Annotated in this window: 24 protein-coding genes; 11 read left to right on the forward strand and 13 right to left on the reverse strand. The window is 69.0% G+C overall.

The window, feature by feature from the left end; translation table 11 throughout:
• Positions 1-7 precede the first annotated feature (7 nt).
• From AB0M80_RS03360 to AB0M80_RS03375, 4 genes are all read left to right on the forward strand, one after another.
• On the forward strand, positions 8-772 hold the full coding sequence (locus tag AB0M80_RS03360; protein ID WP_364558112.1) for an enoyl-CoA hydratase: 765 nt from the start codon (positions 8-10) through the stop codon (positions 770-772).
• A gap of 257 nt (positions 773-1,029) precedes the next feature.
• Positions 1,030-2,955 carry a 2-oxoacid:acceptor oxidoreductase subunit alpha gene (locus tag AB0M80_RS03365; protein ID WP_364558115.1) on the forward strand — a complete coding sequence of 642 codons (1,926 nt, stop codon included), beginning with the start codon at positions 1,030-1,032 and terminating at the stop codon, positions 2,953-2,955.
• A gap of 34 nt (positions 2,956-2,989) precedes the next feature.
• Complete coding sequence (locus AB0M80_RS03370) at positions 2,990-4,054, forward strand: 2-oxoacid:ferredoxin oxidoreductase subunit beta (protein WP_364558118.1); 1,065 nt, start codon at positions 2,990-2,992, stop codon at positions 4,052-4,054.
• Between the two features lie 96 nt (positions 4,055-4,150).
• Positions 4,151-4,501 carry a VOC family protein gene (locus AB0M80_RS03375; RefSeq protein ID WP_364558121.1) on the forward strand — a complete coding sequence of 117 codons (351 nt, stop codon included), beginning with the start codon at positions 4,151-4,153 and terminating at the stop codon, positions 4,499-4,501.
• Here AB0M80_RS03375 and AB0M80_RS03380 read toward each other — a convergent pair.
• Both AB0M80_RS03380 and AB0M80_RS03385 read right to left on the reverse strand, forming a co-directional pair.
• On the reverse strand, positions 4,494-5,738 hold the full coding sequence (locus AB0M80_RS03380) for a hypothetical protein (protein WP_364558124.1): 1,245 nt from the start codon (positions 5,736-5,738) through the stop codon (positions 4,494-4,496). The two genes, AB0M80_RS03375 and AB0M80_RS03380, sit on opposite strands and share 8 nt — an antisense overlap.
• Before the next feature lie 23 nt (positions 5,739-5,761).
• Complete coding sequence (locus tag AB0M80_RS03385; protein ID WP_364558576.1) at positions 5,762-6,814, reverse strand: polyprenyl synthetase family protein; 1,053 nt, start codon at positions 6,812-6,814, stop codon at positions 5,762-5,764.
• Between the two features lie 262 nt (positions 6,815-7,076).
• On the opposite strand from AB0M80_RS03385, the gene AB0M80_RS03390 reads away from it, so the two are divergent.
• The 7 genes from AB0M80_RS03390 to AB0M80_RS03420 all read left to right on the forward strand — a co-directional run bounded on the left by AB0M80_RS03390 (position 7,077) and on the right by AB0M80_RS03420 (position 12,036).
• Complete coding sequence (locus tag AB0M80_RS03390) at positions 7,077-7,727, forward strand: hypothetical protein (RefSeq protein WP_364558127.1); 651 nt, start codon at positions 7,077-7,079, stop codon at positions 7,725-7,727.
• A 185-nt stretch (positions 7,728-7,912) separates the two neighbouring features.
• Positions 7,913-8,323 (forward strand): hypothetical protein, encoded by a 411-nt coding sequence (locus tag AB0M80_RS03395; RefSeq protein WP_364558130.1) that lies wholly within the window; start codon positions 7,913-7,915, stop codon positions 8,321-8,323.
• A complete protein-coding gene (locus tag AB0M80_RS03400) occupies positions 8,323-8,937 on the forward strand; it encodes a DUF3558 domain-containing protein (RefSeq protein WP_364558133.1) in 615 nt (204 codons plus the stop codon). Before AB0M80_RS03395 ends, AB0M80_RS03400 begins: the two co-directional genes overlap by 1 nt.
• A gap of 129 nt (positions 8,938-9,066) precedes the next feature.
• The gene (locus AB0M80_RS03405; RefSeq protein WP_364558136.1) at positions 9,067-9,474 is read left to right on the forward strand and encodes a hypothetical protein; all 408 of its coding nucleotides are present in this window, start codon (positions 9,067-9,069) and stop codon (positions 9,472-9,474) included.
• Entirely contained in the window at positions 9,474-10,085 is a 612-nt protein-coding gene (locus AB0M80_RS03410; protein WP_364558138.1) for a DUF3558 domain-containing protein, read from the forward strand. The genes AB0M80_RS03405 and AB0M80_RS03410 overlap by 1 nt, the downstream gene beginning before the upstream one ends.
• Positions 10,085-11,341 carry a PPE domain-containing protein gene (locus tag AB0M80_RS03415; protein ID WP_364558140.1) on the forward strand — a complete coding sequence of 419 codons (1,257 nt, stop codon included), beginning with the start codon at positions 10,085-10,087 and terminating at the stop codon, positions 11,339-11,341. The genes AB0M80_RS03410 and AB0M80_RS03415 overlap by 1 nt, the downstream gene beginning before the upstream one ends.
• 14 nt (positions 11,342-11,355) lie before the next feature.
• On the forward strand, positions 11,356-12,036 hold the full coding sequence (locus AB0M80_RS03420; RefSeq protein WP_364558143.1) for an ESX secretion-associated protein EspG: 681 nt from the start codon (positions 11,356-11,358) through the stop codon (positions 12,034-12,036).
• 51 nt (positions 12,037-12,087) lie between these two features.
• On the opposite strand, the gene nuoN is transcribed toward AB0M80_RS03420, so the two are convergent.
• The 11 genes from nuoN to AB0M80_RS03475 are packed head-to-tail and all read right to left on the reverse strand — an operon-like array spanning position 12,088 to position 26,184.
• Positions 12,088-13,659 (reverse strand): NADH-quinone oxidoreductase subunit NuoN, encoded by a 1,572-nt coding sequence (gene nuoN / locus AB0M80_RS03425; protein WP_364558146.1) that lies wholly within the window; start codon positions 13,657-13,659, stop codon positions 12,088-12,090.
• Positions 13,660-13,661: 2 nt separating this feature from the next.
• Positions 13,662-15,251: an NADH-quinone oxidoreductase subunit M gene (locus AB0M80_RS03430; RefSeq protein ID WP_364558149.1), complete on the reverse strand. Its 1,590-nt coding sequence runs from the start codon at positions 15,249-15,251 to the stop codon at positions 13,662-13,664.
• Positions 15,251-17,149: an NADH-quinone oxidoreductase subunit L gene (gene nuoL / locus AB0M80_RS03435; protein WP_364558152.1), complete on the reverse strand. Its 1,899-nt coding sequence runs from the start codon at positions 17,147-17,149 to the stop codon at positions 15,251-15,253. The genes AB0M80_RS03430 and nuoL overlap by 1 nt, the downstream gene beginning before the upstream one ends.
• Before the next feature lie 10 nt (positions 17,150-17,159).
• Positions 17,160-17,459, reverse strand: a complete 300-nt coding sequence (nuoK, locus tag AB0M80_RS03440; protein ID WP_364558155.1) for an NADH-quinone oxidoreductase subunit NuoK — start codon at positions 17,457-17,459, stop codon at positions 17,160-17,162.
• Positions 17,456-18,319, reverse strand: a complete 864-nt coding sequence (locus AB0M80_RS03445) for an NADH-quinone oxidoreductase subunit J (RefSeq protein ID WP_364558158.1) — start codon at positions 18,317-18,319, stop codon at positions 17,456-17,458. The genes nuoK and AB0M80_RS03445 overlap by 4 nt, the downstream gene beginning before the upstream one ends.
• Positions 18,316-18,846, reverse strand: a complete 531-nt coding sequence (gene nuoI / locus AB0M80_RS03450; protein WP_364558161.1) for an NADH-quinone oxidoreductase subunit NuoI — start codon at positions 18,844-18,846, stop codon at positions 18,316-18,318. The genes AB0M80_RS03445 and nuoI overlap by 4 nt, the downstream gene beginning before the upstream one ends.
• Positions 18,833-20,182, reverse strand: coding sequence for an NADH-quinone oxidoreductase subunit NuoH (gene nuoH / locus AB0M80_RS03455; RefSeq protein WP_364558164.1), 1,350 nt, complete (start codon positions 20,180-20,182; stop codon positions 18,833-18,835). The genes nuoI and nuoH overlap by 14 nt, the downstream gene beginning before the upstream one ends.
• Entirely contained in the window at positions 20,179-22,650 is a 2,472-nt protein-coding gene (locus AB0M80_RS03460; protein WP_364558167.1) for an NADH-quinone oxidoreductase subunit G, read from the reverse strand. The genes nuoH and AB0M80_RS03460 overlap by 4 nt, the downstream gene beginning before the upstream one ends.
• The gene (nuoF, locus tag AB0M80_RS03465; RefSeq protein ID WP_364558170.1) at positions 22,647-23,948 is read right to left on the reverse strand and encodes an NADH-quinone oxidoreductase subunit NuoF; all 1,302 of its coding nucleotides are present in this window, start codon (positions 23,946-23,948) and stop codon (positions 22,647-22,649) included. The genes AB0M80_RS03460 and nuoF overlap by 4 nt, the downstream gene beginning before the upstream one ends.
• Positions 23,945-24,808, reverse strand: coding sequence for an NADH-quinone oxidoreductase subunit NuoE (gene nuoE, locus AB0M80_RS03470; RefSeq protein WP_364558172.1), 864 nt, complete (start codon positions 24,806-24,808; stop codon positions 23,945-23,947). The genes nuoF and nuoE overlap by 4 nt, the downstream gene beginning before the upstream one ends.
• Positions 24,805-26,184: an NADH-quinone oxidoreductase subunit D gene (locus AB0M80_RS03475; RefSeq protein ID WP_364558175.1), complete on the reverse strand. Its 1,380-nt coding sequence runs from the start codon at positions 26,182-26,184 to the stop codon at positions 24,805-24,807. The genes nuoE and AB0M80_RS03475 overlap by 4 nt, the downstream gene beginning before the upstream one ends.
• Positions 26,185-26,234: the final 50 nt, after the last annotated feature.

A 26,234-nucleotide genomic window follows, 5' to 3' on the forward strand; every position in this document is an offset into this window, starting at 1 on the left:
TGACCGCATGACCGACCGCATCGTCAGCGAGCACTCCGGCGGCGTCGCCCTCCTGACCGTCGACGCTCCCGGCAGCCGCAACGCGCTGACCCTCGACCTCTCCGCCCAGCTCGCGGCCGCCGTCGAAGCTGCGGAACGGGACGAGTCCGTGCACGCCGTCGTCGTCACCGGCACCCCACCCGCCTTCTGCGCCGGCGCCGACCTGTCCGCACTCGCCGAGGCCGGCGAGCCGGGCCTGCGCGCCATCTACGAGGGCTTCCTCGCCGTGGCGCGGTGTGCGCTGCCGACCATCGCGGCCGTCGGCGGGGCGGCCGTCGGTGCCGGGCTGAACCTCGCCCTCGCCGCGGACGTCCGGCTGGCCGGGCCGCGGGCGAAGTTCGTCGCCCGGTTCCTCGAGCTCGGGCTGCACCCGGGCGGCGGGATGACCTGGATGACGCAGCGCCTGGCCGGCCCACAGCAGGCCGCCGCGATGACGTTGTTCGGCGAGGTTCTCGACGCCGAGGCGGCGGTGCGCGCCGGACTGGCGCTGCGCGTGGTCGACGGCGGCCATGACGAATTGCTGACCGCCGCGCGTGAGCTCGCGCACACTGCCGTCGCGGCTCCGCGTGAAGCACTGATCGCCACGAAGCGCAGTCTGCGGACGACCGCGTCGCTGGCGACGCACGAGGAGGCCGTCGACATCGAGATCCGGCCGCAGCTGGCTTCGCTGGCGTCACCGGAGTTCACCGAACGGCTTTCCCTGCTGCAGGCCCGGATCCGTTCTCGCCCGTGATTCGAGCCGGAGGCCCTACCCTGCGGGAGATGCGTGTCACAGCGCACCGCGCGGGTTACCCATTACCATCGGTTACAGGTAATTGGCGGACCTGCGACGAACGCAAGACCGCACCGATGAGGGCGCCCAACACCCGGGACACTACCAACATCGGTGTTGAGGGCGAGCTAACCTCGGGAGTAGACCTGGTGAACGCAGCCGCGGCACCGGCAGGCGAACGGAAGCCGTACCGTCGGGAGAGAGGGAATCCCTGACCCATGAGCACGAGTGCGAACGGCAACGGCGCTGGCCACGGCTCGCTCGCCGCAACCAGGCCGACCGAGGTCAGCAAGCTGGACCGGGTGGTCATCCGGTTCGCGGGCGACTCCGGTGACGGCATGCAGCTGACCGGCGACCGGTTCACGTCCGAGGCCGCCGCGTTCGGCAACGACCTGTCGACGATGCCGAACTTCCCCGCCGAAATCCGCGCGCCGCAGGGCACGATCCCCGGCGTCTCCTCGTTCCAGGTGCACTTCGCCGACTACGACATCCTCACCCCCGGCGACCGGCCGGACGTGCTGGTGGCGATGAACCCGGCCGCGCTCAAGGCGAACCTCGCCGACGTCCCGCACGGCGGGACGATCATCCTCAACACCGACGACTTCATCAAGCGGAACCTCACCAAGGTCGGCTACGCGAGCGACCCGCTGGAGGACGCCACGCTCGAGGCGTACCAGGTGCACCGGGTCGCCATGTCGACCCTGACCCAGGGCGCGCTCGCCGACACCGGCCTCGGCAAGAAGGACGCCGAGCGCTGCAAGAACATGTTCGCGCTCGGCCTGCTGTCGTGGATGTACCACCGGCCGACCGAGGGCACCGAGCGGTTCCTGCGCGAGAAGTTCGCGAAGAAGCCGGACATCGCCGAGGCGAACATCCTGGCCTTCCGCGCGGGCTGGAACTACGGCGAGACCACCGAGTCGTTCGCGACCACGTTCCAGGTCGCCCCGGCGAAGCTGAAGCAGGGCACCTACCGGCAGATCACCGGCAACACCGCGCTGGCCTACGGGATCGTGGCCGCCGGGCAGCAGTCGGGCCTGCAGATCCTGCTCGGCACGTACCCGATCACCCCGGCGTCGGACATCCTCCACGAGCTGTCCAAGCACAAGCACTTCGGCATCATCACCTTCCAGGCCGAAGACGAGATCGCCGGTATCGGCGCCGCGCTCGGCGCCTCCTACGGCGGCGCGCTCGGCGTCACCTCGACGTCCGGGCCGGGCGTCGCGCTGAAGTCGGAGGCCGTCGGCCTCGGCGTGATGGTGGAGCTGCCGCTGGTCGTCATCGACGTCCAGCGCGGCGGCCCGTCCACCGGGCTGCCGACCAAGACCGAACAGGCCGACCTGCTGCAGGCCATGTTCGGCCGCAACGGCGAATCGCCCGTCCCGATCGTCGCGCCGCTGTCCCCCGCGGACTGCTTCGACGCAGCCGTCGAAGCGACCCGGATCGCGCTGAAGTACCGCACCCCGGTGCTGCTGCTCTCGGACGGCGCGATCGCGAACGGCTCCGAACCCTGGCTGGTCCCGGACGTCGAGTCGCTGCCCGACCTGCGGGTCGAGTTCGCGACCGCGCCCAACGCCGACAACGACTCCGGCGAGTTCTGGCCGTACGTCCGCGACCCCGAGACCCTCGCCCGCGCCTGGGCGGTCCCGGGCACGCCCGGCCTGCAGCACCGCATCGGCGGGCTGGAGAAGGCCGACAAGACCGGCCACATCTCCTACGACCCGGCCAACCACGACAAGATGGTCCGGCTGCGGCAGGCCAAGATCGACGGCATCGACGTCCCGGACGTCGTCGTCGACGACCCGAGTGGCGGCAAGGCCCGCGTGCTCGCGCTCGGCTGGGGTTCGTCGTTCGGCCCGATCGGTGCGGCCTGCCGGCGCGTGCGCAAGCTCGGGCTGCCGATCGCGCAGGCGCACCTGCGGCACCTCAACCCGCTGCCGGCCAACCTCGGCGACGTCCTCCGCAGCTACGACAAGGTCGTGGTGCCGGAGATGAACCTGGGCCAGCTCTCGCTGCTGCTGCGCGCGAAGTACCTGGTGGACGTCCATTCGCACACCAAGGTCGCCGGGATGGCGTTCAAGGCCGAAGAGCTGCAGAACCTGTTCTCGGAGATCATCACCGGCATTGCTACGGAGGCGGCGAAGTGACCACCGCCGACGTTCTCTTCACCGCGGAGGCGGCATGACTACTGTCGATATCGGGCTGCCCACGCTCGGCGGCCTGGACCTCGTCCCCACCAGCGAAGAGCCGCAGAAGGCCAAGGACTACAAGTCGGACCAGGAAGTCCGCTGGTGTCCCGGCTGCGGCGACTACGTCGTGCTCAACGCGGTGCAGTCGTTCCTGCCGACCCTGGGTCTCAAGCGCGAGAACATCGTGTTCATCTCGGGCATCGGCTGCTCGTCGCGGTTCCCGTACTACCTGAACACCTACGGCATGCACTCGATCCACGGCCGCGCGCCGTCGATCGCGACCGGGCTGGCCACCACGCGGCCGGACCTGTCGGTGTGGGTCGTCACCGGTGACGGCGACGCGCTGTCCATCGGCGGCAACCACCTCATCCACGCGCTGCGGCGCAACGTGAACATCAAGATCCTGCTGTTCAACAACCGGGTCTACGGGCTGACCAAGGGCCAGTACTCGCCGACGTCGGGGCCCGGCATGGTCACGAAGTCGTCGCCGATGGGGTCGGTGGACACGCCGTTCAACCCGCTGTCGCTGGCGATCGGCGCGGAGGCGTCGTTCGTGGGCCGGGCCATGGACTCCGACCGCAAGGGCCTGACCGAGGTCCTGCAGGCCGCGGCGCAGCACCGCGGCTCGGCGCTGGTGGAGATCTACCAGAACTGCCCGATCTTCAACGACGGCGCGTTCGACGTCTTGAAGGACGCGGACGAGGCCGCCGCCCGGCTGATCCCGCTGCGCGCGGGCGAGCCGATCCGCTTCGGCCCCAATCAGGAGTTCGGCGTCAAGCGCAGCGACTGGGGTGGTCTGGACGTCGCCAAGGTCGCGGACATCGGCGAGGGCGACATCGTGGTGCACGACCCGTCGATCGTCGACACGTCGTACGCGTTCGCGTTGTCGCGTCTGGGCGACCAGAACCTCAATCACGTCCCGACGGGCATCCTGCGTCAGGTCGAGCGCCCGACGTACGACGACGGCGCCCGCGCCCAGGTCGAGGAGGCCCGCGCGGCCCGCACCCCCGACCTGCAGGCGCTGCTGCGCGGCAAGGACACCTGGACGGTCGCGTAGAGCTTCGCTTTTCCGAAGGCCGCCATGCCCGGTGCACGGCGGCCTTCGACGTTCCCGGGGTTGCCAACTTAGGACAAGTGTCCTAAGTTTCAGACCATGCGACCTGAATCACCATTCGTGTTCTTCGACGTCCGCAGTGCCGATGCGGAGGGCAGCAAGCGGTTCTTCGCCGAGTTGCTGGGCTGGGAGGCGAACGGCACGCTGCTGACGACCGGCGGAGCGCCGTGGGGCGGCCTCACCGAACTGGCCCCGGGCGACGACCGGGCACCACAGTGGCTCCCCTACGCGCCGGTGTCCGATGTGGACGCTGCGGCGGCGAAGGCGGTGGCGCTGGGCGGCACCCTGGTGCGCGAGCGCACCGACCTGCCGTTCGGCTCCCTGGTGGTGGTCACCGATCCGGGCGGTGCCGCCCTCGTCCTGTTCCAGGCGCGGGACGGACTCAGCTGAGCGGCCGGAACCCGACGCGCTCGGCGTCCTCCGCCGTCCGGAACCAGACCTCGGCGACCATCTTGGGGAACTGCGTCGATTCCTCGGTGCAGTACCGCAAAGCCGTGACACTGGCCTTCACGGCGAAGCTGTCGCTGGGAGCCCCGCCGCCCGGGCGCGGCATCGCCGAACCGGGGCCGAACGGGCCCGGCGGGACCGAGTCGCCCGCCGCCTGCCGCGCCGGAGGCGGCTCCGGCGCCGCGATCGCGGCGGCCACCTGGTTCGGCTGCACCGACGGCTCGAACAGCGAGCCGCTGTGCCCGCCGGACAGGTCGGGCTCGCGGCGCTCGACCGTGCGCATCGACGGCTGGATCGGCTGGGGCGCGTCGAACCCGCCGCGCACCGCCTCCCGCGGCTGCCGCTTCGGCAGCACCTGCGTCGCCTCGGCCGGGGTCTCCGGCGGCACGTCCAGCGTGGCGTCGGCGGCGTCACCGCCGAACGCGTACTGCGGCGGCTCGGTCTCTTCCGGCTCGTCCTTGGGCACCGAACCGGGGTGCTCGCCGATGTACCGCGTGCGCTCCACCGGTTCCTCGAACGCCGACCGCTGGGCCGACTGCTCGTGGTCGAACCAGTCCGGCCCGGGCGCCGCCTCGCCTGCCGGAGGCTGGAACAGCGAGCCCGTGGGCTCCGTGTCGAGCCGCGACCGCGCCGGCGACCCGGGCTCAGCCTCGTCTTCGACCGAATCCCCGGCCGGGACCAGGTACTGGGTCGCGGTGGCGTGGTACGGGTCCTCCGGCTCCGGCTCGGCCCCCGGAGTCAGGAACTGGGTGGCCGCGCTCCGGTACGGGTCGTCTCCCGCAGGCTCCGGCTCCGGTTCCGGCAGGTGGACGGGCTCCGGCTCCGGCGGCGGCATCCGCGACGGCACCTGGGCGTCCAGCTCGGCGAAGTCCTCGTCGATGTCGTCGTGGACGTCGTCGCGGTGGATCGGCGGCGCGGCGACCAGCGTGCCGGGGTAGGAGGTCTCCTGGCGGGACGGCTCCGGCTCCGGGCGCGGTTCCGGCCGCGTGAACACCTCGGTGCCGGTCACCGCTCCCGCGTTCGCGGGGGTGCGCGCGGCGTCGGCGTGCGCCTGAGCCAGCGTGCTCTCCAGCCGGCGGACGCTCTTGCGGAGCGGCAGCACGAGCACCAGCCAGGTGAGGAGGACCCCGACGAAGAACGCGGCGAGGCTCCACAGCCACACCTGTCCGAATATGGACATCTTTCCCTGCCCCTGTTTAGTGCTTAGCGCGTGCGCGCGACCAGGTAGTCGGCGACCGATTCGCACGCGTCCCGGGCGGGTGACGCGGGCAGCGCGGTCAGCTCGGCTCGCGCGCGCTGAGCGTAGTCGGAAAGGGTGACGCGTGCTCGATCGAGTCCACTACTGACCCGCAGCAGCTCCAGCGCCTCCTGCACGAGGGCGTCGTCGGCGATCGGGCCGGACAGCAGCTCCACCAGCCGGGGGTCGGTGTCCGGGTCGGCCAGCGCGTACAGCATGGGCAGCGTCCGGACGCCTTCGCGCAGGTCGGTGCCCTGCGCCTTGCCGAGCTCATCGGACGGCGACGCGATGTCGATGATGTCGTCGGAGATCTGGAACGCGGTGCCGATGATGTCGCCGAACCGGCGCAGGGCCTGGACGTGCTCCTCGGCGGCGCCGGACATCATGCCGCCGAACCGGCCGGACGTGGCGATCAGCGAGCCGGTCTTCTGCGCGATGACGGTGAGGTAGTGCGCGACGGCGTCGTCACCGGGGCCGGGACCGACGGTTTCGCGCATCTGGCCGGTGACCAGCTCACCGAACGTCTCGGCGATGATCCGCGCCGCGTCGGTGCCGAGGTCGGCGACGAGCCGCGAAGCGTGGGCGAAGAGGAAGTCGCCGGTGAGGATGGCGATGGTGTTGTCCCAGCGGGCGTTGACGCTCTCGGCGCCGCGCCGCATGGTGGCCTCGTCCATGACGTCGTCGTGGTAGAGCGTGGCCAGGTGCACCAGCTCGACCGCGGCGGCGGCGATCACCACGTGGTCGTCCTGCTTGGGGCCGAACTGCGCGGAAAGCAGCGTGAACAGCGGACGGAAGCGTTTGCCCCCGGCCTCGACCAGGTGCAACGCGGCGTCGTTGACGGCCTGGACGTCGCTGCGGACGACGTCACGCAGCAGCTTCTCGACCTCGGTCAGCCCATCGGCGATCGAACGCAGCAGGGCTTCGTCGGCGATCTGCAGGCCGACCGACGCCCGCAGGTCGTCGAGGGCGCCGCCCGGCGCAGCGGGGAGGGATCCCGCCCCGGGGGCTGGGGAAGGCACAGACACGTCGGCTCCGCTCTACTCGTGCACCGGTCGGGTTGCCCCTTGAGCGTAGTGGCTATGTCGCGTGGTCGTTTACCCGCTGTCCTGCGGAAACGGTGACGAACATGACACCGGCCATCGTCATCCACCGGGTGGTTCGTGATCCCCGAAAGGGTGGTCGGCGATTCCGGGCGCAACGGACGTCGCCGGCGGGCGGATATTCAGTCGTGGAAGAGCCGCCGGCCACGGCCGCTCTCCGGGTGGCGAGGAGGACAGCGAAATGCGCAGCACCATCGCGAGGCGGGCCGGACTCGCGGGAACGCTGGCGGTGGCCGCACTGGCGGTGGCCGCACTGGCGGTGGCGGCGCCGGCCCAGGCGGCCTCGCAGCCGGGCGTGGCGAACATCGGCTCGGCCGAGTTCACCAAGGCGGGCGCGACGATCGAGGTGCCCCCGCAGGGTCACTGTTCGATCGGCGGCCCGACGAGCGCAACGGCCCAGCCGGTCTCGAAGCCGGGCATAGCGTTCGGCGGCGGCACATCGTCCTGCACGAACACGAACGCCACGACGACGAAGTCGACCGCGACGGGCAAGAACTTCGAGCTGTCGGCCTTGGTGAGCGCAGGCGGGCCGCGGGTCAGGTTGCCGAGTTACACGGTGACGTGCGAGGCGACCCGGACGCAGACGAGCGCGAACTGGACGTACGGCGGAATATCGGGCATCCCGAACCCGCCCAGCCCGGTGCCGGCGGGGTACGTGTCCCCCATCGAGAAGGCGGACGGAACGGTGCTGGCGAACGCGGTGTTCAACACGCAGAACCTCCCGGGCGACGGCAGCGTCGCCTTGACGATGCTGCGCATCGACTTCCTCCCGGCATCGGGCATCAGCGGCCAGGTGACACTGGGCCAGACGAGCTGTTCCCCGACGCCCTAGACGTCACGAGGGCCGCGGCCTGGGACACCGCCGAGAGGACGGCCGCGGCCCTCGTGACCCGCAGTTCGCTGGTAGGGTGCGAGACGTCGGATACGCAGGGTGCTCGGGGTGGAGCACGCTGCAAGCTAGGGGAGAGCTGATGACGACTGTTTCGGTGCTGCGCGATGCCTGAGGGCCGGCCACCGGTGTACGACCCGAACACCCGCCGGGCACCGCTGCCGGGCCCGAATGGCATGCCGGTCGCGGGCTCGTATGGCCGGCCCAGCAGCGGCAGCTCGGCTTCGGGTGGGTTCGAATACGACGAAGGCACGCTGCACGAGCTGGTACGTGAGTGGAACGACCTGGCGAACGAGTTCGCGCGCGATCTGAGCCACGCGACCTCGCTGCAACGCGCCGAGGGCCCTGGGATCGAGTACGCCAGTGGCGGTAACGCCGAACAGATCAAAGCCTCGGGCGACGCTCTGTACACAACCTTGAAGGCACGTGAAGAGTACTGCCGTTCGATGGCCAAGAAGTTCGAGACGGCTTTGGGCAAGTACGCGACAGCCGAAGACACCCATTCGACCGACCTGAACCGAACGGGAGGCAGTCTCTGATGCGCCGCGTCCTCATCCCACTCTGCGCATCGGCTCTGATCCTTACTGCCTGTACCACTACTACTGGCGGTTCCGCGTCGCCTTCGAGTTCGGCACCCGACCAGACCTCGGTTTCCGGGTCCACGACCGGAGTACCTGGGCAAGGAGTGCCCAAAGTCGAAACTCCGCTCGACATCACGCACTTCAAGCAAGCGCCCTGCGACGCGCTGAGCGCGGATCAGATCGCCGAGCTTCTCGGCGCAGGTGTGACACCCAAGCCGGACCTGAATGCACCTTCTGGTCCAAGCTGCAATGTGAACCCACCCCGGACGACCCAGGCCTCCGTGCTCGTGACCTTCACCGACGTCGACGATCGCGGTTTGACCAGCATCTACCAACACGACTACACGTTCTTCCTCCCACTGAAACCCGTGGATGGTTATCCGGTTGCCGCCTACGGATTGGCTGATGAACGCACCGATGGCCGCTGTCAAATCGCGATCGGAACGAGTGACCAGCAAACGGTGGATGTCACCGTCACTCAATCCGAAGACAACATCGACAGGAAGGATCCATGCGAAGCGGCTCGTGGCGTCGCCTCGTATGTCCTGGGCAACATCCGCGGGAGGAAATGATGGCAACCGAGGGGCCTCTGACGGCAGCGCAGATATACGAACAGATCACGGGCGGCAAGGGCGTCGGCTCGCTGGCCGATGCGCAGGACAGCGCGGGGCAGCTGCGCGATGCCTGAGGGCCGGCCACCGGTGTACGACCCGAGCAGCGACTGGCAACTGCCGGGCCCGAATGGCATGCCGGTCGCGGGCTCGTATGGCCGGCCCAGCAGCGGCAGCTCGGCTTCGGGTGGGTTCGAATACGACGAAGGCACGCTGCACGAGCTGGTACGTGAGTGGAACGACCTGGCGAACGAGTTCGAGGATGACCTCCAAAGAGCAGCTCTGCTTCAGCGCGCCGATGGGCCAGGTGCCGAGTACGCCAGCGGCGGTCACGCGGAACGCGTAAGAGCGTCCGGCGACGCCTTGCACGAGACACTTGTCGCACGCGCGCAGTATTGTCGCTCGATGGCACAGCGGTTCGGGGCAGCTTTGGGAAAGTACGCGACCGCCGAAGAGACGAGCGCCGCCGAAGTAGAGCGAACTGGAGGCAGTCTCTGATGCGCCGCGTTCTTACCTCGATCTGCGCACCACTGCTGCTTCTCAGCGCTTGCACCACAACAACCGACGGAACGGCCTCCCCTTCGGACTCCAGCTCGGCGGGGACTTCAGCGCCCACCGCACAACTGCCGGGGCCGGGAGTACCCAAGGTCGAGGCGCCGATCGACATCGGCCGTTTCAAGCAGGCGCCGTGCGACTCGCTGAGCATCAGCCAAATCACCGAACTTCTTGGAACAGCCGTAACCCCTAAGACAGACCTCAACGCTCCCGGCGGCCCTAGCTGCAGCATCCACCCGCCGCAAGTTACCCAGGCAGCGGTCCTCGTGATTTTCAACAACGTCGACAATCGCGGCCTGACAGGCGTGTATCAAGCTCAGTACAAATTCTTCTTGCCCTTGGAACCTGTCGATGGCTATCCGGTAGTTGCTTATGGCCTGGCGGACGATCGTGCCAGCCGGGGCAGCTGTCAGATCGCGATCGGAACAAGTGACGAGCAGACTGTGGACATCGGCGTCACTCAATCCGAAGACAACATCGACAGGAAGGATCCATGCGAAGCGGCTCGTGGCGTCGCCTCGTATGTCCTGGGCAACGTCCGCGGGAGGAAATGATGGCAACCGAGGGGCCTCTGACGGCAGCGCAGATATACGAACAGATCACGGGCGGCAAGGGCGTCGGCTCGCTGGCCGATGCGCAGGACAGCGCGGGGCAGCTGACGAACCGGATGATCGAGCGGGCTCAGCGGATCAACGCTCTTCGGGCCAAGACCATGTCCGGCTGGCGCGGCAGTGCCGGGGACTCCGCCGCCGACGCTACGCTCCCCCTTGTCCAGGCCGCTGCTGATGATGCTGTTCATCTCAAGAATACCCAGAGTGCCGTCGGGGCTCAGATGGATGCCTATGGTACCGCCAAGAACTCCGTCAAGCCCGTTGCCGCTCAGCCGCCGGAACTCGGGTCGGATGATGTGCTCAACGCCATTACCGGCAAAGGGTGGGATTCCTACAACACCAAAGTTGCCGGGTGGCAGGCCGACAGCCAAGCCAACATCGATGCCTTCGGCGCCTACCACTCCGCCAGTACCGCCAATGGTGAGCAGATGCCCGCGCGGTACGCGCAGCTCGTCGACTCCGGTGCGCCCGTCGAAATGACCGAACGTACAGCCGACACGAAAACCGGGCCCACCGATACCGGTGAATGGGCACGGAATCCGCGGCAAACCCAGGTTCCCGCGCAGGACCGGCAGACCGTCCGGCCCGGGCAAAACCACGTCACGAACCAGGATCAGACGAGGAACCAGACCCAGCACCAGTTCCAAAATCAGGTCCGGCCGCCCGGAAGCACGAACGCCGACAACACCCACGCCAACAGCTACGTCCCCAAGCCCGTCATGCCGCCCGCCGCTCAGGGTGGGTACGACTTCGGGCCTACCGGGCAGCCCGTCAGCAACCTGACCGGCAACGGGACGAACTGGCCGGGCACCGGCGGCTTCGGACCGGGCACCGGCGGCGAGTACCGGCCAGGGACAGGAACAGGGGCAGGGCGAGGGACGAGCACGGGAACCGGGCCAGGAGCCGGCCCGGGCAGCAGGCCGAACCAGCCCGGTATGCGCGGCCCCGGAGGCAGCACCGGTGCACGCCTGCCCGAGGAACGCCTTCCCGGCGGCAATCCCGCCCGCGGCTCCGGCGGCCCCCGCGGGGCCGGCGGCACGCCCATGGGCGCCCCGATGAACGGGCGCGGCGGCAAAGAAGAAGACCGCGAAAAGAAAAAGGCACCCTACCTGCGAAACCCCGACCCCGACGAAACCTTCGGCGGATTCATCGAAAAACCGATGCCGCCGGTGATCGGTGAAAACCGGGCCAAGAAGTAAAAGGAAACCCCACGGTGCTCAACGCCGTCTTCTCGCTGAACACCCTGCTCACGGCCATGCGCAACGTCGGCTGTGGTGAGCCGCACGCCGTCTTCGCGAAAGGGCTTCGGTACATTCCGCCGTCTGCCGCACGGCGCGTCGATCGGGAAGCCTTCGAAGAACTCAGCCCGTACGGCTTCACCCAAGGCGACGGCTTCACCCCCGAATTCGAAGACGTCCTGCACCTCATCGACCGGCCCGCCCAGGAATTCTTCGGCTACGCCCGCGACGAGACCGTCCAACAAGGCATCCTCGTCGCCGCCAAAGGACGTACCGCCGTCAGCGTTGTCTGCCGGGGCGATCAGGTCGAACTCGCGAGCCTCTCCCCCGACACCCACCCCGCTGACGCCCTGGTCGCGCACGTGCCTCCGGCGAGCCCCGCGGACATCAGGCCCTTCTCGCTGTCCCAGGAAGAATTCCGGAACAAGCCAGCAGTCAGCGACATCTTCGACGACGCCCCCGCCCGCAGCCGGGAAGCTCAAGAGCTCGACGCCCTCTTCCAGCAGCCCTACTACGGCGTCGGGCAGCTCCAGACAAAAGACAAGATCGTCAGCTACCTCGACCTCGACGCCGGGCGCGTCGGGATCGCCCTCGCCGATGGCTACATCAGCGTGCTGCCCGGCCACCCGCAGGAAATGAGCCGGAAGCTCAAATAGAACGGCCGCCACCCTCCGAAAACCGGAGAGTGGCGGCCGGAAAACGAACCATCAGAAAGCGAAGCCGCCGGCACCGGCCCAAGACAAAGCGAACGCCGGGACCAAGCCGAGCACCAGCGTCACCGCCGTGCCGAGGAAGATCGCCGTTCCGGTGCCGAAGCCCGGGACCGACACCGACGGCCCGTCGGCCGCCGGCTCGGAGAAGTACATCAAGACGATCACCCGCAGGTAGAAGAACGCCGCCACCGCGCTGAACACCAGGGCGATCACCACCAGCGGAGCCATCCCGTCCGACAACGCCGCCGAGAACACCACGAACTTCCCGACGAACCCCGACGTCAGCGGGATCCCGGCCAGCGCCAGCAGCAGGAACGTGAACACCCCCGCCACCAGCGGCGACCGCTTCGCCAGCCCGGCCCACGCCGAGAGGTGCGTCGCCTCGCCCGAGGAGTCGCGGACCAGGCTGATCACGCCGAACGCCGCCAGCGTCGTGAAGCCGTACGCCAGCAGGTAGAACAGCGTGCTCGACAGCCCGTCCTTCGTGATCGCGATCGCCCCCACGAGCAGGAAGCCCGCGTGCGCGATCGACGAGTACGCCACCATCCGCTTGACGTCGGTCTGCGTCAGGCCCAGCACCGCGCCGATCACCATCGAAATGATCGCCACGCCCCAGAGCACGCCGCGCCACTCCCAGCTGGTCGAGCCGAACGCCACCGACAGCACCCGCAGGATCCCGCCGAACGCCGCGACCTTCGTGCACGCCGCCATGAACGCCGTCACGGGAGTCGGCGATCCCTGGTACACGTCCGGGGTCCACGTGTGGAACGGGCCGACCGAACCCTTGAACAGCAGGCCGACCACCAGCAGGCCGAGACCCGCGAACAGCAGCGTGTCCGACCGGTCCGTGCCGGCCGCCGCGGCCGCGATGTCGCCCAGCTTCACGGAGTTCGCGTAGCCGTACAGCAGCGCCAACCCGTACAGGAAGAACGCCGAGGAGAACGCGCCGAGCAGGAAGTACTTGACCGCCGCTTCCTGCGACAGCAACCGGCGACGACGCGCGAGGCCGCACATCAGGTACAGCGGCAGCGACAGCACTTCCAGGGCGATGAACATCGTCAGCAGGTCGTTCGCCGCGCAGAACGCCATCATGCCGCCGAGCGCGAACAGCGTCAGCGGGAAGACCTCGGTCTGCATGACGGTCGCCGTCTGCGCCCGGTCCTGGACCGTGCCCGGACGGATGCCGGCCTGGGCGACGAGCGCGCCGCCCGGCTCGACGACGCGGTCGGAGATCAGCAGCACCGCGCCGACGGCCAGTGCGAGCAACGTGCCCCACAGGAACAGCGCCGGCCGGTCGATCGAGATCGCGCCGCTGAACGTCGTCACGCCGGCCGCGGGCGAGTCGCCCGTCGCGTAGAGGACCAAGCTGACCCCGGCCGCGACGATCGCCACCAGGCTCAGGCCGACCTGGATGCCGAACCGCGAACGCTTCGAGGCGAACGCCTCGACCAGCACGCTGACGCACGCCGCGCCGAAGACGATCAGCATCGGCAGCACGGCCGGGTAGTCGACCGACGGCACCTGCACCGGCGGCTCCGGTGCCTGGCTCAGGAGGATGTCGAGCACGGTTACTTGCCTCCCTGGACCGCGGACAGCGTCTGCTGCACCGTCGGGATGACTGTGTCGAGCACCGGCTTCGGGTAGAAGCCGAGGACGAGGATCAGCACGACCAGCGGCGCCAGGATCGCGATCTCCCGGCCGCTGAGGTCCTTGATGACCTTGGTCGCGCCCGGCTCGGTCACGGTCGCGGTGGCCACGGCGCCACCCGACTCCACGCCGGCCGGGGTGGCACCGCCCTTCGCGGCGGGCGGCACCAGAGCGTCACCGCGCAGCGGCCCTTGCATCACGCGCTGGTAGAGCCACAGGACGTAAGCCGCGGCCAGGACCATGCCCACCGTGGCGAGGATCGTGTACACCGGCTGGTCCACATAGGACCCGATGAGCACCAGGAACTCGGAGACGAACGAGTTGGTGCCCGGCAGCGAAAGGGTGGACAGACCCGCGAGGAGGAACAGGCCCGCCAGCAGCGGGGTCACCTTCGCCATGCCGCCGTAGTCGGAAATGCGAGTCGACCCGCCACGCGCGATGACCAGGCCGATCACCACGATCAGCATGCCGGTGGCGAGGCTGTGGTTGAGCATGTACGTCGCCGAGCCGACCATCGCCTGCTCGTTGAACGCGAAGATGCCGAGCGAGATGAAGCCGAAGTGCGCGATCGAGACGTAAGCGATGAACCGCTTCATGTCCCGCTGCCCCGCGGCGAGGATCGAGCCGTAGAGGACCCCGATCACCGAGAGCACCAGCACCAGCGGCGCCAGCGTCCTGCTCGCGTCGGGGAACATCGGCAGGCAGTAGCGCAGGAACCCGAACGTGCCGACCTTGTCCAGCACGCCGACCAGCAGGACGGCGACGCCGATCGGCGCCTCGCCCGCCGCGTCCGGCAGCCAGGTGTGGAACGGCACCAGCGGCGCCTTGATCGCGAAGGCCAGGAAGAACCCGAGGAACAGCCAGATCTGCGTGGACAGCGGCGCGTCGCGCACCACCGTCACCAGCGTGGCCCAGTCGAAGGTGCCGTGCCCGAGCTTGTCCTTCGCGAGCGAGTACGCCCCGATCGCCGAGGCCAGCATGATCAGGCCGCCGAGGAACGAGTACAGGAAGAACTTCACCGCCGCGTACTGCCGGTTCGCGCCGCCGTAGCCGCCGATGAGGAAGTACATCGGGATCAGCATGATCTCGAACAGCACGTAGAACAGGAAGACGTCGGTCGCGGCGAACACGCCGATCGTGAGCGCCTCCTGCAGCAGGATCAGCGACAGGAACCCGCCCGCGCTGCGCCCCGCCGGGAGCTTGTCCATCGTGCCGAGCCCGCCGACGACGATCGGCACCAGCAGCGCGATCACCGCGATCATGATCAGCGAGATGCCGTCGGTGCCGAACGCGATGTGCACGCCGAAGCTGGGGATCCAGTCGAAGCTCGACGTCATCTGCAGCCGCGCGCCCGAAGGCGAGTAGCTGAGCCAGAACGGGATGATCAGCAGGAACTCGAGGATCGAGAACGCCAGCGCGGCCAGCACCGCGGCGCGGTCGTTCCCCTTGAGGAACGCCAGCACCAGGGAGCCGGCGAGCGGCACCAGGATGAGGATGAGCAACCAGGTCATCAGGAGAACCTCACCAGCAGGAGAGCCGCCAGAAGCAGGAACGTGCCGCCCAGCATCGACAGCGCGTAGGACCGGACGAACCCGGTCTGGAGCCGCCTCAGCCGGCCGGAGCCGCCGCCGAGCCCGGCGGCCAGGCCGTTGACCGCGCCGTCGACGCCGCGGTTGTCGACGAACACCAGCGCCCGCGAAAGCCAGGTGCCCGGGCGGGCGACCAGCGTCTCGTTGAGGGCGTTGCCGTACAGGTCCTTGCGTGCGGCCCGGGTGACGAACGAGACCCGCTGGGGCTGCTCGACCGGGACGTCACGGCGGAAGATCAGGATCGCGATCAGCACGCCGAGCAGCGAAACCGCGACCACGATCCCGGACATGAGCCACTTGTTGATCGCGAAGTGCTCCTCCGGCGCCTCGCCGACCACCGGGGCCAGCCAGTGCACGAACGAGCTGTTGAGCGCGAAGAGCCCACCGGCGAACACCGAGCCGAGCGACAGGATGACCATCGGCACCCACATGATCGGTTTGGACTCGTGCGGGTGGAACTCGTGGCCGTCGGCCGACTTGAGTTCCTTCCACCGTTCCTTGCCGTGGAAGGTCATGACCATCAGGCGGGTCATGTAGAACGCCGTCAGCCCGGCACCCAGCAGTGCCGCGCCGCCCATGACCCAGCCGCGCCAGCCTTCCTGCGCGAAGGCTGCTTCGATGATCGCGTCCTTCGTCCAGAAGCCGGACAGCAGCGGGAAGCCGATCAGCGCGAGGTAGCCGAGGCCGAAGGTGGCGTAGGTGATCTTCATGTGCTTGGCGAGGCCGCCGAACTTCCGCATGTCGACCTCGTCGTTCATGGCGTGCATGACCGACCCCGCCCCGAGGAACAGGCCGGCCTTGAAGAAGCCGTGCGCCACCAGGTGCATGATGCCGAGCGCGTACGCGGCGGGCCCGATGCCGACGGCCAGCATCATGTAGCCGATCTGGCTGACCGTCGAATACGCCAGGACCTTCTTGATGTCGTCGTAGGCGCAGCCGACGATGCACCCGAGGAGCAGCGTCACCGTGCCGACCAGGGTGACGATCAAGCGGGCGTCGTCGGTGGCGTTGAAGATGTCGTGCGAGCGGGCCACCAGGTAGACACCGGCGGTGACCATCGTCGCCGCGTGGATCAGGGCCGAGACCGGGGTCGGGCCCTCCATCGCGTCCGGGAGCCACGCCTGCAGCGGGAACTGGCCGGACTTACCGCAGGCACCCAGCAGGAGCAGGATCGCCATCGCGGTGATCGCGCCCGGGGAGAACTTGCCGTCGGCGACCGCCTGGAACACCTGCGCGTAGCCGGTGGAGCCCGCGTACTTGAACATGATGAAGATCGCCAGCGCGAGCCCGACGTCCCCGACGCGGTTCATCAGGAACGCCTTCTTCGCCGCGGTCGCGGCGGACGGGCGGCCCTGGTACCAGCCGATCAGCAGGTAGGAGGCGAGACCCACACCTTCCCAGCCCAGGTACAGCGTCACGAAGCTGTCGCCGAGCACCAGGATCAGCATCGACGCGACGAAGAGGTTCAGGTACGCGAAGAAGCGGTACCGGCCCTCGTCGTCGGCCATGTAACCGATCGAGTAGTAGTGGATCAGCATGCCGACGCCGGTGATGAGCAGGACGAACGTCAGGGACAGCGCGTCGATCCGCAGCCCGAAGTCGATCTGCAGCGCGCCGGCCGGGATCCACGAGTACAGCTTGGTGTCCGTCGTGGTGCCCGTGTCGGCGGTGAAGAACAGGATCAGGCCGTACACGAAGGCGAGCGTGACGGTGGCACAGCCGAGCAGATGCCCCCAGGCCTTGGCCCGCTTGCCTGCCAAGAGCAGGATCAGGGCGCCGAGAGCCGGAAGGGCCACCAGCAGCCACGATGATGCGGTCACTCGGTGTCTCCTAGTACTTCAGCAGGTTGGTGTCGTCGACCGAGGCCGAGCGCCGGGTGCGGAAGATGGCCATGATGATCGCCAGGCCGACCACGACCTCGGCGGCCGCGACGACCATGACGAAGAAGGCCATGATCTGGCCGTCGAGGCTGCCGTTGATCCGGGCGAACGTCACGAGCGTGAGGTTCACCGCGTTCAGCATCAGCTCGATGCACATGAACACGACGATCGCGTTGCGCCGCACCAGGACGCCGACCGCGCCCAGCGAGAACAGCAGCGCCGACAGCAGCAGGTAGTAAGTCGGGGTCATGCCTTCTCCCCCTCGGATTCGGTGGAGTCGGTGCCGACCAGCGCGTGTGCGTCGGGCTTCGTGCCCTCGTCCGCGACGAGCTTGCGTTCCTTCGCCAGCTCGATCGCCGAGGTGGACTCGATGAGCACCGACAGCGACTCCGGGGCGATCGAGCCGTCCGGCAGCAGCGCCGGGGTGGCCACCGAGTTGGCGGTGGCGAAGACACCCGGGCCGGGCAGCGGCGACGGCCGGTCGTGCTCGCCGCGGAAGCGGAGCAGGACCAGTTCCCGCTGCGAGAGCTTGCCGCCCTTGCCGTGCCGGTCGGTGAAGGCCAGCACCATCGCGCCGACCGCGGCGGTGATGAGCAGCGCCGACGTCAGCTCGAACGGGAAGAGGTAGTCGGTGAAGATCAGCCGGCCCAGGCCCTTCGGCCCGCCGCCCGCCGACGTGGCGGAGTCGAGCGGGACGGCCGGGGTGACGTTCTCCAGCGCGCGGTAGATGCCCGTGGCCAGCAGCGCGGCGAGGCCGATACCGAGCACGGTCGCGGCCAGCCGCTGTCCACGGAGGACTTCGACGACCGAGTCGGAGCTTTCGCGGCCGACCAGCATCAGCACGAACAGGAACAGCATCATGATCGCGCCGGTGTAGACGATGATCTGCGTGAAGCCGAGGAACGGCGCCGACTGGATCATGTACAGCGCGCCCAGGCTGAGCATGGTCAGCACCAGCCACAACGCCGAGTGCACGGCGTTGCGGGAGAAGATCATGCCGAGCGCGCCGAGCAGCGAGAGCGGGCCGAGGACCCAGAACGCGATGGCCTCGCCGGTGGAGACACCCGCCGCGGCGCCGGTGGGGGCCTGGGCCAGGAGTGCGGCGATCACTTGACGCCCTCCTCGCGTGCCGCTTCGAGCTGCGGCCCGTTCACGTAGTAGTCCTGCTCGGTTTCGCCGAGCCGCATCGGGTGCGGCGGCTGCTCCATGCCGGGCAGCAGCGGGGCGAGCAGGTCTTCCTTCGTGTAGATCAGCCGCTGGCGGTCGTCGTCGGCCAGCTCATAGAAGTTGATCATCGTCAGCGACCGGGTGGGGCACGCTTCGATGCAGAGGCCGCAGCCGATGCAGCGCAGGTAGTTGATCTGGTAATCCGCGCCGTACCGCTCGCCCGGGGAGAACCGGGCCTCCTCGGTGTTGTCACCGCCCTCGACGAAGATCGCGTCCGCCGGGCACGCCCACGCGCACAGCTCGCAGCCGACGCACTTCTCGAGGCCGTCCGGGTGGCGGTTCAGCTGGTGCCGGCCGTGGTACCGCGGCGCGGCCGGCGCGCCGGCCTCCGGGTACTCCTCGGTGGCGACCTTCTTGAACATCATCCCGAAGGTGACGCCGAAGCCCTTGACGGGATCAAGAAACCCCATCTTGTGCCCCTTCCTTTGCGGTACCGACGGCCGCCGGCTTGCGGCGGGCCGCCTTCGCCTCGGCCTTGGCCAAAGCCTTCTGACGCGGGGTGGTCTGCGGGACCTTGAGGTCCAGCGGCGGGACCGGGAAGCCGCCGCCGGTCACCGGGACGGACTCGCTTTCCTCTTCGCGGCCCGACGCGCGGACGTAGAAGAACAGCGCGACGACGATGAAGATCGCGACCGCGGCGATGATGATGGAAGCGGTGTTCCAGGTGATGACCTTCGCGAAGGTCACCATGACGATCCACACCAGGTTCAGCGGGACCAGGACCTTCCAGCCCAGGCGCATGAACTGGTCGTAGCGCAGGCGGGGCAGCGTGCCGCGCAGCCAGATGAACCCGAACAGCAGGACGAACATCTTCGCGAAGAACCACAGCACCGGCCACCAGCCGGTGTTGAGCACGTTGTTCCCGATCAGCGACAGCGGCCACGGGGCCATCCAGCCGCCGAGGAACAGCGTGGTCGCGAACGCCGAGACGATCACCATGTTGACGTACTCGGCGAGGAAGAACATCGCGAACTTCATCGAGCTGTACTCGGTGTGGAAGCCGCCGACCAGCTCCGATTCGGCCTCCGGGAGGTCGAACGGGGCGCGGTTGGTCTCGCCGACCATCGAGATCAGGTAGATCACGAAGCTCGGGACCAGGTAGAGGAACCACACGGGCTGCTGCCGGGCAACGATCTCGGCCAGGTCGAGCGAGCCGGCCTGCAGGATCACCGCGACGATCGACAGGCCCATCGCGATCTCGTAGGAGATCACCTGCGCCGCGCTGCGGAGGCCGCCGAGCAGCGGGTACGGCGACCCGGACGACCAGCCGGCGAGCACGATGCCGTAGACGCCGATCGAGGAGCAGGCCAGGATCACCAGCGCGCTGACCGGCAGGTCGAGCAGCTGCAGCATGGTCCGCTCGCCGAAGATCGACACGACCGGCCCGAACGGGATGGCCGACAGCGCGATCAGGGCGGGCACCGCCGACAGCACCGGCGCGAGGAAGTACACCTTGCGGTCGGCGGTGTCCGGGATGATCTGTTCCTTGAACGGCAGCTTGATCGCGTCCGCCAGGGACTGCAGGTAGCCGCCGGGGCCGACCCGGTTGGGGCCGGGCCGGTTCTGCATCCGGCCGACCGCCTTGCGCTCCCAGACGATCAGGAAGATCGTCATGATCGGCCCGATCAGCAGGATGACCACGGACTTCAGCAGGATCAGCCAGAACGGGTCGTCCGCCAGCAGCGCCGCGCGCGTCGCCGCGTCCGGCACACTTCCCACAGCAGCTTCGGTCAGCAGCGGGATCATTGCCCACCTCCAGCGAGGTTCACCACGGCGCCATGACCGGCACCGAGCGTCTTGGCCACGGCGGAGCCGTCGGAGTTGCCCGGCAGCCACACGACGCCGTCGGGCAGATCGGCGATCTCCACCGGCAGCGTGATCGCGCCGCGTTCGGTGCTCACCCGCACGGTGGTGCCCAGTCCTTCGGCGGTCTTCGCGGACAGCCGCGCGACCGGGGTGCGCTGGGTGCCCTTCAGGTGCGGCTCGTCGTCCTGCAGCGAACCGTTGTCGATCAGCTGGCGCCAGGTCGACAGGATCGCCTGGCCGTCACCCGGGGTCGCGGGCGGCGCGACCTCGGCGGCGACGTGGCCCCAGCGCAACGCCGAGGCCTGGCCGAGCTTCTCGAAGTCCCCGCGTGCGGCGGCCGGCGTCTGCGTGAACAGGTCCGCGTCCATCTCGACGGCGAGGGTGTCGAGCACCCGGCAGTCCGGCAGGGCGCCGGTGCCTTCGAGCGTGACGTCGAACGGGCGGGTGCGGCCCTCCCAGTTGAGGTAGCTGCCCGCCTTCTCGTCCGACGCGGCCACCGGGAGCACGACGTCCGCGCGCTCGGTCACCGCGCTGTGCCGCAGTTCGAGGCTGACCACGAACCCGGCGCTGTCCAGCGCGCGCAGCGCGAGGGCCGGGTCCGGCAGGTCGAACGGGTCGACACCGCCGACGAGCAGGCCGCCGAGCTCGCCGGCCGAAGTGGCCAGGAGGATGTCGGTGGTGTCGCGGCCCGGGGTGGCCGGGATCGGGACGCCCCAGGCGTTTTCGACGGCGACGCGGGCGGCGTCGTCGCCGACCCGGCGGCCGCCGGGCAGCAGCGACGGCACGCAGCCGGCTTCCAGGGCACCCCGGTCGCCGGCGCGGCGCGGGATCCACGCGAGCCGGACGCCGGTGCGCTCGACCAGGTCGTGCAGGGCGGCGAACAGGCCGGGGATCGCGGCGGCGCGCTCGCCGACCAGGACGACGGCGCCTTCGCCGCGCAGGGCCTCGTCGAGGTCCGGCGCGTGCTTGGCGATGCCCTCGACGGCCGCGGCCTCCTGGCCGGGGACGCAGGCGAGCAGCTCGCCGAACGTCTTGCGCACCGACGACGTCGTCCACTGTCCCAAGTGGACGACCCGGGTGCGGTTCCGGCGGGCCGCCTTGCGCAGCCGCAGGAACACGATCGGCGCCTCGTCCTCGGGCTCGAACGCCACGCACAGGACCGTGCGGGCGCGCTCGATCTCGCCGAAGGTGACCCCGGACTCCGGCGTCACGCCCACGACGTGCGAGGTCAGGAACGCGAGTTCCTCGGCCGAGTGCGGGCGGGCGCGGAAGTCGACGTCGTTGGTCTGCAGGGCGACGCGGGCGAACTTCGCGTACGCGTAGGCGTCCTCGACGGTCAGCCGGCCGCCGGTCAGGACGCCGACACCGCCGTTCGACCGGGCTTCGACGAGCCCCGCCGCCGCGGCGCGCAGCGCGTCGGTCCACGACGCTTCCGCCAGCTCACCGGTCTCGCGGTTGCGGACCAGCGGGCGGCGGATGCGGTCCTCGGCACCCGTGTAGCGGAAGGCGAAGCGGCCCTTGTCGCAGATCCACTCTTCGTTGACTTCGGGGTCGTCGCCGGCCAGCTTGCGCTGGACCTTGCCGCGCCGGAAGTCGGTCCGCTCGGCGCAGCCGGACGAGCAGTGCTCGCACACGCTCGGCGCGGACACCAGGTCGAACGGGCGGGAGCGGAACCGGTAGGCGGCGCTCGTCAACGCACCGACCGGGCAGATCTGGATGACGTTGCCGGAGAAGTAGCTCTGGAACGGCTGGCCGGACGTCGTCCGCGACGCGAGGTCGAGGACGTCCGCCGTCTCCGCCGTACCGATCTGCTGGTGGGCGCCGCGTTCGAGGAGCTCGATGAACGGGTCGCCGGCGATCTCGCTGGAGAACCGGGTGCAGCGCTGGCACAGCACGCAGCGTTCGCGGTCGAGCAGCACCTGCGTGGAGATCGGCAGCGGCTTCGGGAACGTCCGCTTGGTGTCGACGAACCGGGACTCCGTGCGGCCGTGGGCCAGCGCCTGGTTCTGCAGCGGGCACTCGCCGCCCTTGTCGCAGACCGGGCAGTCCAGCGGGTGGTTGATGAGCAGCAGCTCCATCACACCCTGCTGCGCCTTGTCCGCGACCGGCGACGTCAGCTGCGTCTTGACGACCATGCCGTCGGCGACGGTCATCGTGCAGGACGCCTGCGGCTTCGGCATCGGCCGGCCGCCCATCTCGACCTCCACCAGGCACTGGCGACAGGCGCCGGCCGGGGAGAGGAGCGGGTGGTCGCAGAACCGCGGGATGACCGTGCCGAGGCGCTCGGCGGTGCGGATGAGCAGCTCGCCCTTGGGGGCGATGACCTCTTCGCCGTCGATGACCAGCTTGACGTGGCCTTCGGGGACCGGCGTCACAGCCGTGTCGGGCTTATCGGGGGCGATCGTCATGATGCCTGCGCTCCCACCAGTTCGGGCTTGGTCGCTTCGTGCCGGTTCTTCTCGCACAGCGCCAGGAATTCTTCTCGGAAGTACTTGATGCCGCTGGTGATCGGCGACACCGCACCGTCGCCGAGCGCGCAGAACGACCGGCCGAGGATGTTGTCGCAGACGTCGAGGAGGGTGTCGATGTCCTCTTCGGTCCCGTGGCCCTCGACCATCCGCTCGAGGATCTGCGCGAGCCAGTAGGTGCCTTCGCGGCACGGCGTGCACTTGCCGCAGGACTCGTGCTCGTAGAACTGCGTCCACTTCATCACGGCCCAGGGCACCGACACCGTCTCGTTGAAGACCTGGACGGCGGTGGTGCCGAGCATGGAGCCCGCTTCCGCCGCGCCTTCGAAGTCCAGCGGAACGTCGAGGTGCTCGGCGGTGAACATCGGGGTCGAGGAGCCGCCGGGGGTCCAGAACTTGAGCGGGATGCCGTCCTTCATGCCACCCGCCATGTCGAGCAGCTCGCGCAGCGTCGTGCCGAGCGGGCACTCGTACTGGCCGGGCTTTTCGACGTGGCCGGAGATCGAGTAGATCTTCGGGCCGGGCGACTTCTCGCGGCCCATCTCGCGGAACCAGCTCGAACCCGCGTTGACGATGTAGGGCGCGCTCGCGATGGTCTCGACGTTGTTGACCGTGGTCGGCGCGGCGTACAGACCCGCGGCCGCGGGGAACGGCGGCTTGAGCCGAGGCTGGCCGCGACGGCCTTCGAGCGAGTCGAGCAGTGCCGTCTCCTCGCCGCAGATGTACGCGCCCGCTCCCGCGTGGACGGTGATCTTGAGGTCGAAGCCGGAGCCGAGGATGTTCTCGCCAAGGTAACCGGCCGCCTCGGCTTCGCGCACGGCCGCGTTGAGCCGGCGGATGCAGTGCAGCGCCTCGCCGCGGACGTAGATGAAGCAGTGGTTCGACCGCATCGCGTACGAGGCGATGATGCAGCCTTCGATGAGCGAGTGCGGGTCCGCCATCATCAGCGGGATGTCCTTGCACGTCCCGGGTTCGCCCTCGTCGGCGTTGATCACCAGGTAGTGCGGCTTGTCGAAGTTCGGCGGCATGAACGACCACTTGATACCGGCCGGGAAGCCCGCACCGCCGCGGCCGCGCAGGCCCGAGTCCTTGATCAGCTGGACGAGCTGCTCCGGCGTCCCCGCGAGGGCCTTGCGGATGGCGGTGTAGCCCTCCAGCGCCTCGTACTGGCCGATCTGCCAGGAGTTCGGCGACAGCCAGCGCTTCGTGAGGACCGGAGTGATGGGATCAGCGGTCATTTCTTCTCCACCTCCGGCAGCGGAACGTCCTGCGCGACCGGGGCGACCCAGCCGCGCTCCTGCGCGAGCTGCGCGCCCCGCAGGGTCTCGACGGCCTGGGACGGGCCGTCGACGTCCGCGCGGTAGGTCGCCTCGTCCTCCGGGAAGAACCCGGCGAGCTGCAGCTCGGCGCCCTTGAAGTTCGTCAGCGGGGCACCGCGCGTCGGGGCCGGCTTCTTGCCCGCCTGCAGCGCATCGACCAGCGCGACGGCCTTCTCCTCGGTCTGGTTGTCGAAGTACTCGTAGTTGACCTGGATGACCGGCGCGAGGTCGCAGGCCGCGAGGCACTCGGCGTGCTCGAGGGTGATCGAGCCCGGCTCGTTCGGCGTGCCCGCGGTCTCGTTGTGCCCCAGCGGGTTCTCCTCGGAGCCGAGGTGCGTCTGGAGCTTCTTGTAGATCGCGTCGCCGCCCATGGCCGCGCACAGCGTGTTGGTGCAGACGCTCACGAGGTGCTCGCCGCACGGGCGCCGCTTGTACATCGTGTAGAACGTCGCGACCGCGCTGACCTCGGCGTCGGACAGGTCGAGCTGCTTCGCGCAGAACGCGATGCCCTCCTGGCTGACGTAGCCCTGCACCGACTGCACGAGGTGCAGCATCGGCAGCAGCGCCGAGCGGGACATCGGGTAGCGCGCGATCAGGTCCTGCGCCTTCGCGTGGACGTCCGCGTCGAAGATGTCCTCGAGCGGCGTCTCGGTGATGATCCCGGCGGCCACATTGGGGTCCGGCGCGATGGCGACGACGTCGGTGTCCGGCGAGGCCGCCGCGTGCGTGGTGTCCGCGTAGTCCGGCCCGGGTTCGGGCAGTGCGGTGCTTGAACTCATCGGTCCACTCCCCCCATGACGGGGTCGATCGAAGCGATGGCGGCGATCACGTCGGCGACCAGGCCACCTTCGGCCATTGCGGGCATCGACTGCAGGTTCACGAAGCTCGGGTCCCGCACGTGGACGCGCGTCGGGCGGGTGCCGCCGTCGGACACCAGGTGCACGCCCAGCTCGCCGCGCGGCGACTCGACGGAGGTGTACACCTGCCCGGCCGGCACCTTGAAGCCCTCGGTGACCAGCTTGAAGTGGTGGATCAGGGACTCCATCGACTGGCCCATGATCTTCTTGACGTGCTCGAGCGAGTTGCCCATGCCGTCGCTGCCGATGGACAGCTGCGCGGGCCAGGCGACCTTCTTGTCCGCGACCATGACCGGGCCCGGCTCGAGCTTCTCCAGGCACTGCTCGATGATCTTGAGGCTCTCGTGCATCTCGTGGACGCGGATCAGGTACCGCGACCAGCAGTCGGCGCCGTTGTCGACGGGCACGTCGAAGTCGAACTCGTCGTAGCAGGAGTACGGCTCGGTCTTGCGCAGGTCCCACGGCAGGCCGGCGCTGCGCAGCACCGGGCCCGTGACGCCGAGCGCGAGGCACGCGTCGACCGGCAGGTACCCGACGCCCTTGAGCCGGTTCCGCCAGATCGGCTGCCCGGTGAACAGCTTGTCGTACAACGGAAGGCGCTGCTTCATCGTCTTGACGAATTCGCTGACCTTCTCGCGGTAGTCGGCCGGCATGTCCTGCGCGAGACCGCCGGGACGGATGAACGCGTGGTTCATCCGCAGGCCGGTCAGGTGCTCCAGCAGGTGCAGCACCTCTTCGCGCTCGCGGAAGCCGAGCGTCATCGCGGTGGTGGCGCCGAGCTCCATGCCGCCGGTGGCGATGTAGACCAGGTGCGAGCCGATGCGGTTGATCTCGAGCAACATCACGCGCAACAGCTGCGCGCGCCGCGGGGCTTCGATCTGCAGCAGCTTCTCGACGCCGAGGCAGTACGCCATCTCCGTCGACAGCGGGGCCAGGTAGTCCATGCGCGTCACGAAGGTGACGCCCTGGGTCCAGGTCCGGTACTCGCAGTTCTTCTCGATGCCGGTGTGCAGGTAGCCGATGACCGACCGCAGCTGCGTGACGGTCTCGCCCTCCATCTCCAGCACGAGCCGGAGCACGCCGTGCGTCGACGGGTGCTGCGGGCCCATGTTGATGACCATGCGCTCGTCGTGCGCCGCGTCGGCGATGACGTCGTCCCAGTCGCCGCCGGAGACCGTGTAGACGCGGCCTTCGGTGGTGTCGCGGGAGTCGGCGTAGTTCGCGTTGTCCGTGCTGTCGCTGCCGGTCTCGGTGGTCGAGGTTCCCGTGGTGACGTCGGACAGGTTCTCGGTGCTCATGAGTGCGTCCTCCGCTGGTGCTGACGCTGCCGGGATTTCCGCGCCCGACT

Source organism: Amycolatopsis sp. NPDC051045 (assembly GCF_040682955.1).
Taxonomy (GTDB): Bacteria; Actinomycetota; Actinomycetes; order Mycobacteriales; family Pseudonocardiaceae; genus Amycolatopsis.

What these genes read in the sequence shown, in the direction of transcription:
- AB0M80_RS03360 (WP_364558112.1), top strand. Translation starts at nt 8, where the DNA reads ATGACCGACCGCATCGTCAGCGAGCACTCCGGCGGCGTCGCCCTCCTG.
- AB0M80_RS03365 (WP_364558115.1), top strand. Translation starts at nt 1,030, where the DNA reads ATGAGCACGAGTGCGAACGGCAACGGCGCTGGCCACGGCTCGCTCGCC.
- AB0M80_RS03370 (WP_364558118.1), top strand. Translation starts at nt 2,990, where the DNA reads ATGACTACTGTCGATATCGGGCTGCCCACGCTCGGCGGCCTGGACCTC.
- AB0M80_RS03375 (WP_364558121.1), top strand. Translation starts at nt 4,151, where the DNA reads ATGCGACCTGAATCACCATTCGTGTTCTTCGACGTCCGCAGTGCCGAT.
- AB0M80_RS03380 (WP_364558124.1), bottom strand. Translation starts at nt 5,738, where the DNA reads ATGTCCATATTCGGACAGGTGTGGCTGTGGAGCCTCGCCGCGTTCTTC.
- AB0M80_RS03390 (WP_364558127.1), top strand. Translation starts at nt 7,077, where the DNA reads ATGCGCAGCACCATCGCGAGGCGGGCCGGACTCGCGGGAACGCTGGCG.
- AB0M80_RS03400 (WP_364558133.1), top strand. Translation starts at nt 8,323, where the DNA reads ATGCGCCGCGTCCTCATCCCACTCTGCGCATCGGCTCTGATCCTTACT.
- AB0M80_RS03410 (WP_364558138.1), top strand. Translation starts at nt 9,474, where the DNA reads ATGCGCCGCGTTCTTACCTCGATCTGCGCACCACTGCTGCTTCTCAGC.
- AB0M80_RS03415 (WP_364558140.1), top strand. Translation starts at nt 10,085, where the DNA reads ATGGCAACCGAGGGGCCTCTGACGGCAGCGCAGATATACGAACAGATC.
- AB0M80_RS03430 (WP_364558149.1), bottom strand. Translation starts at nt 15,251, where the DNA reads ATGACCTGGTTGCTCATCCTCATCCTGGTGCCGCTCGCCGGCTCCCTG.
- nuoK (WP_364558155.1), bottom strand. Translation starts at nt 17,459, where the DNA reads ATGACCCCGACTTACTACCTGCTGCTGTCGGCGCTGCTGTTCTCGCTG.
- nuoI (WP_364558161.1), bottom strand. Translation starts at nt 18,846, where the DNA reads ATGGGGTTTCTTGATCCCGTCAAGGGCTTCGGCGTCACCTTCGGGATG.
- nuoH (WP_364558164.1), bottom strand. Translation starts at nt 20,182, where the DNA reads ATGATCCCGCTGCTGACCGAAGCTGCTGTGGGAAGTGTGCCGGACGCG.
- AB0M80_RS03460 (WP_364558167.1), bottom strand. Translation starts at nt 22,650, where the DNA reads ATGACGATCGCCCCCGATAAGCCCGACACGGCTGTGACGCCGGTCCCC.
- nuoF (WP_364558170.1), bottom strand. Translation starts at nt 23,948, where the DNA reads ATGACCGCTGATCCCATCACTCCGGTCCTCACGAAGCGCTGGCTGTCG.
- nuoE (WP_364558172.1), bottom strand. Translation starts at nt 24,808, where the DNA reads ATGAGTTCAAGCACCGCACTGCCCGAACCCGGGCCGGACTACGCGGAC.
- AB0M80_RS03475 (WP_364558175.1), bottom strand. Translation starts at nt 26,184, where the DNA reads ATGAGCACCGAGAACCTGTCCGACGTCACCACGGGAACCTCGACCACC.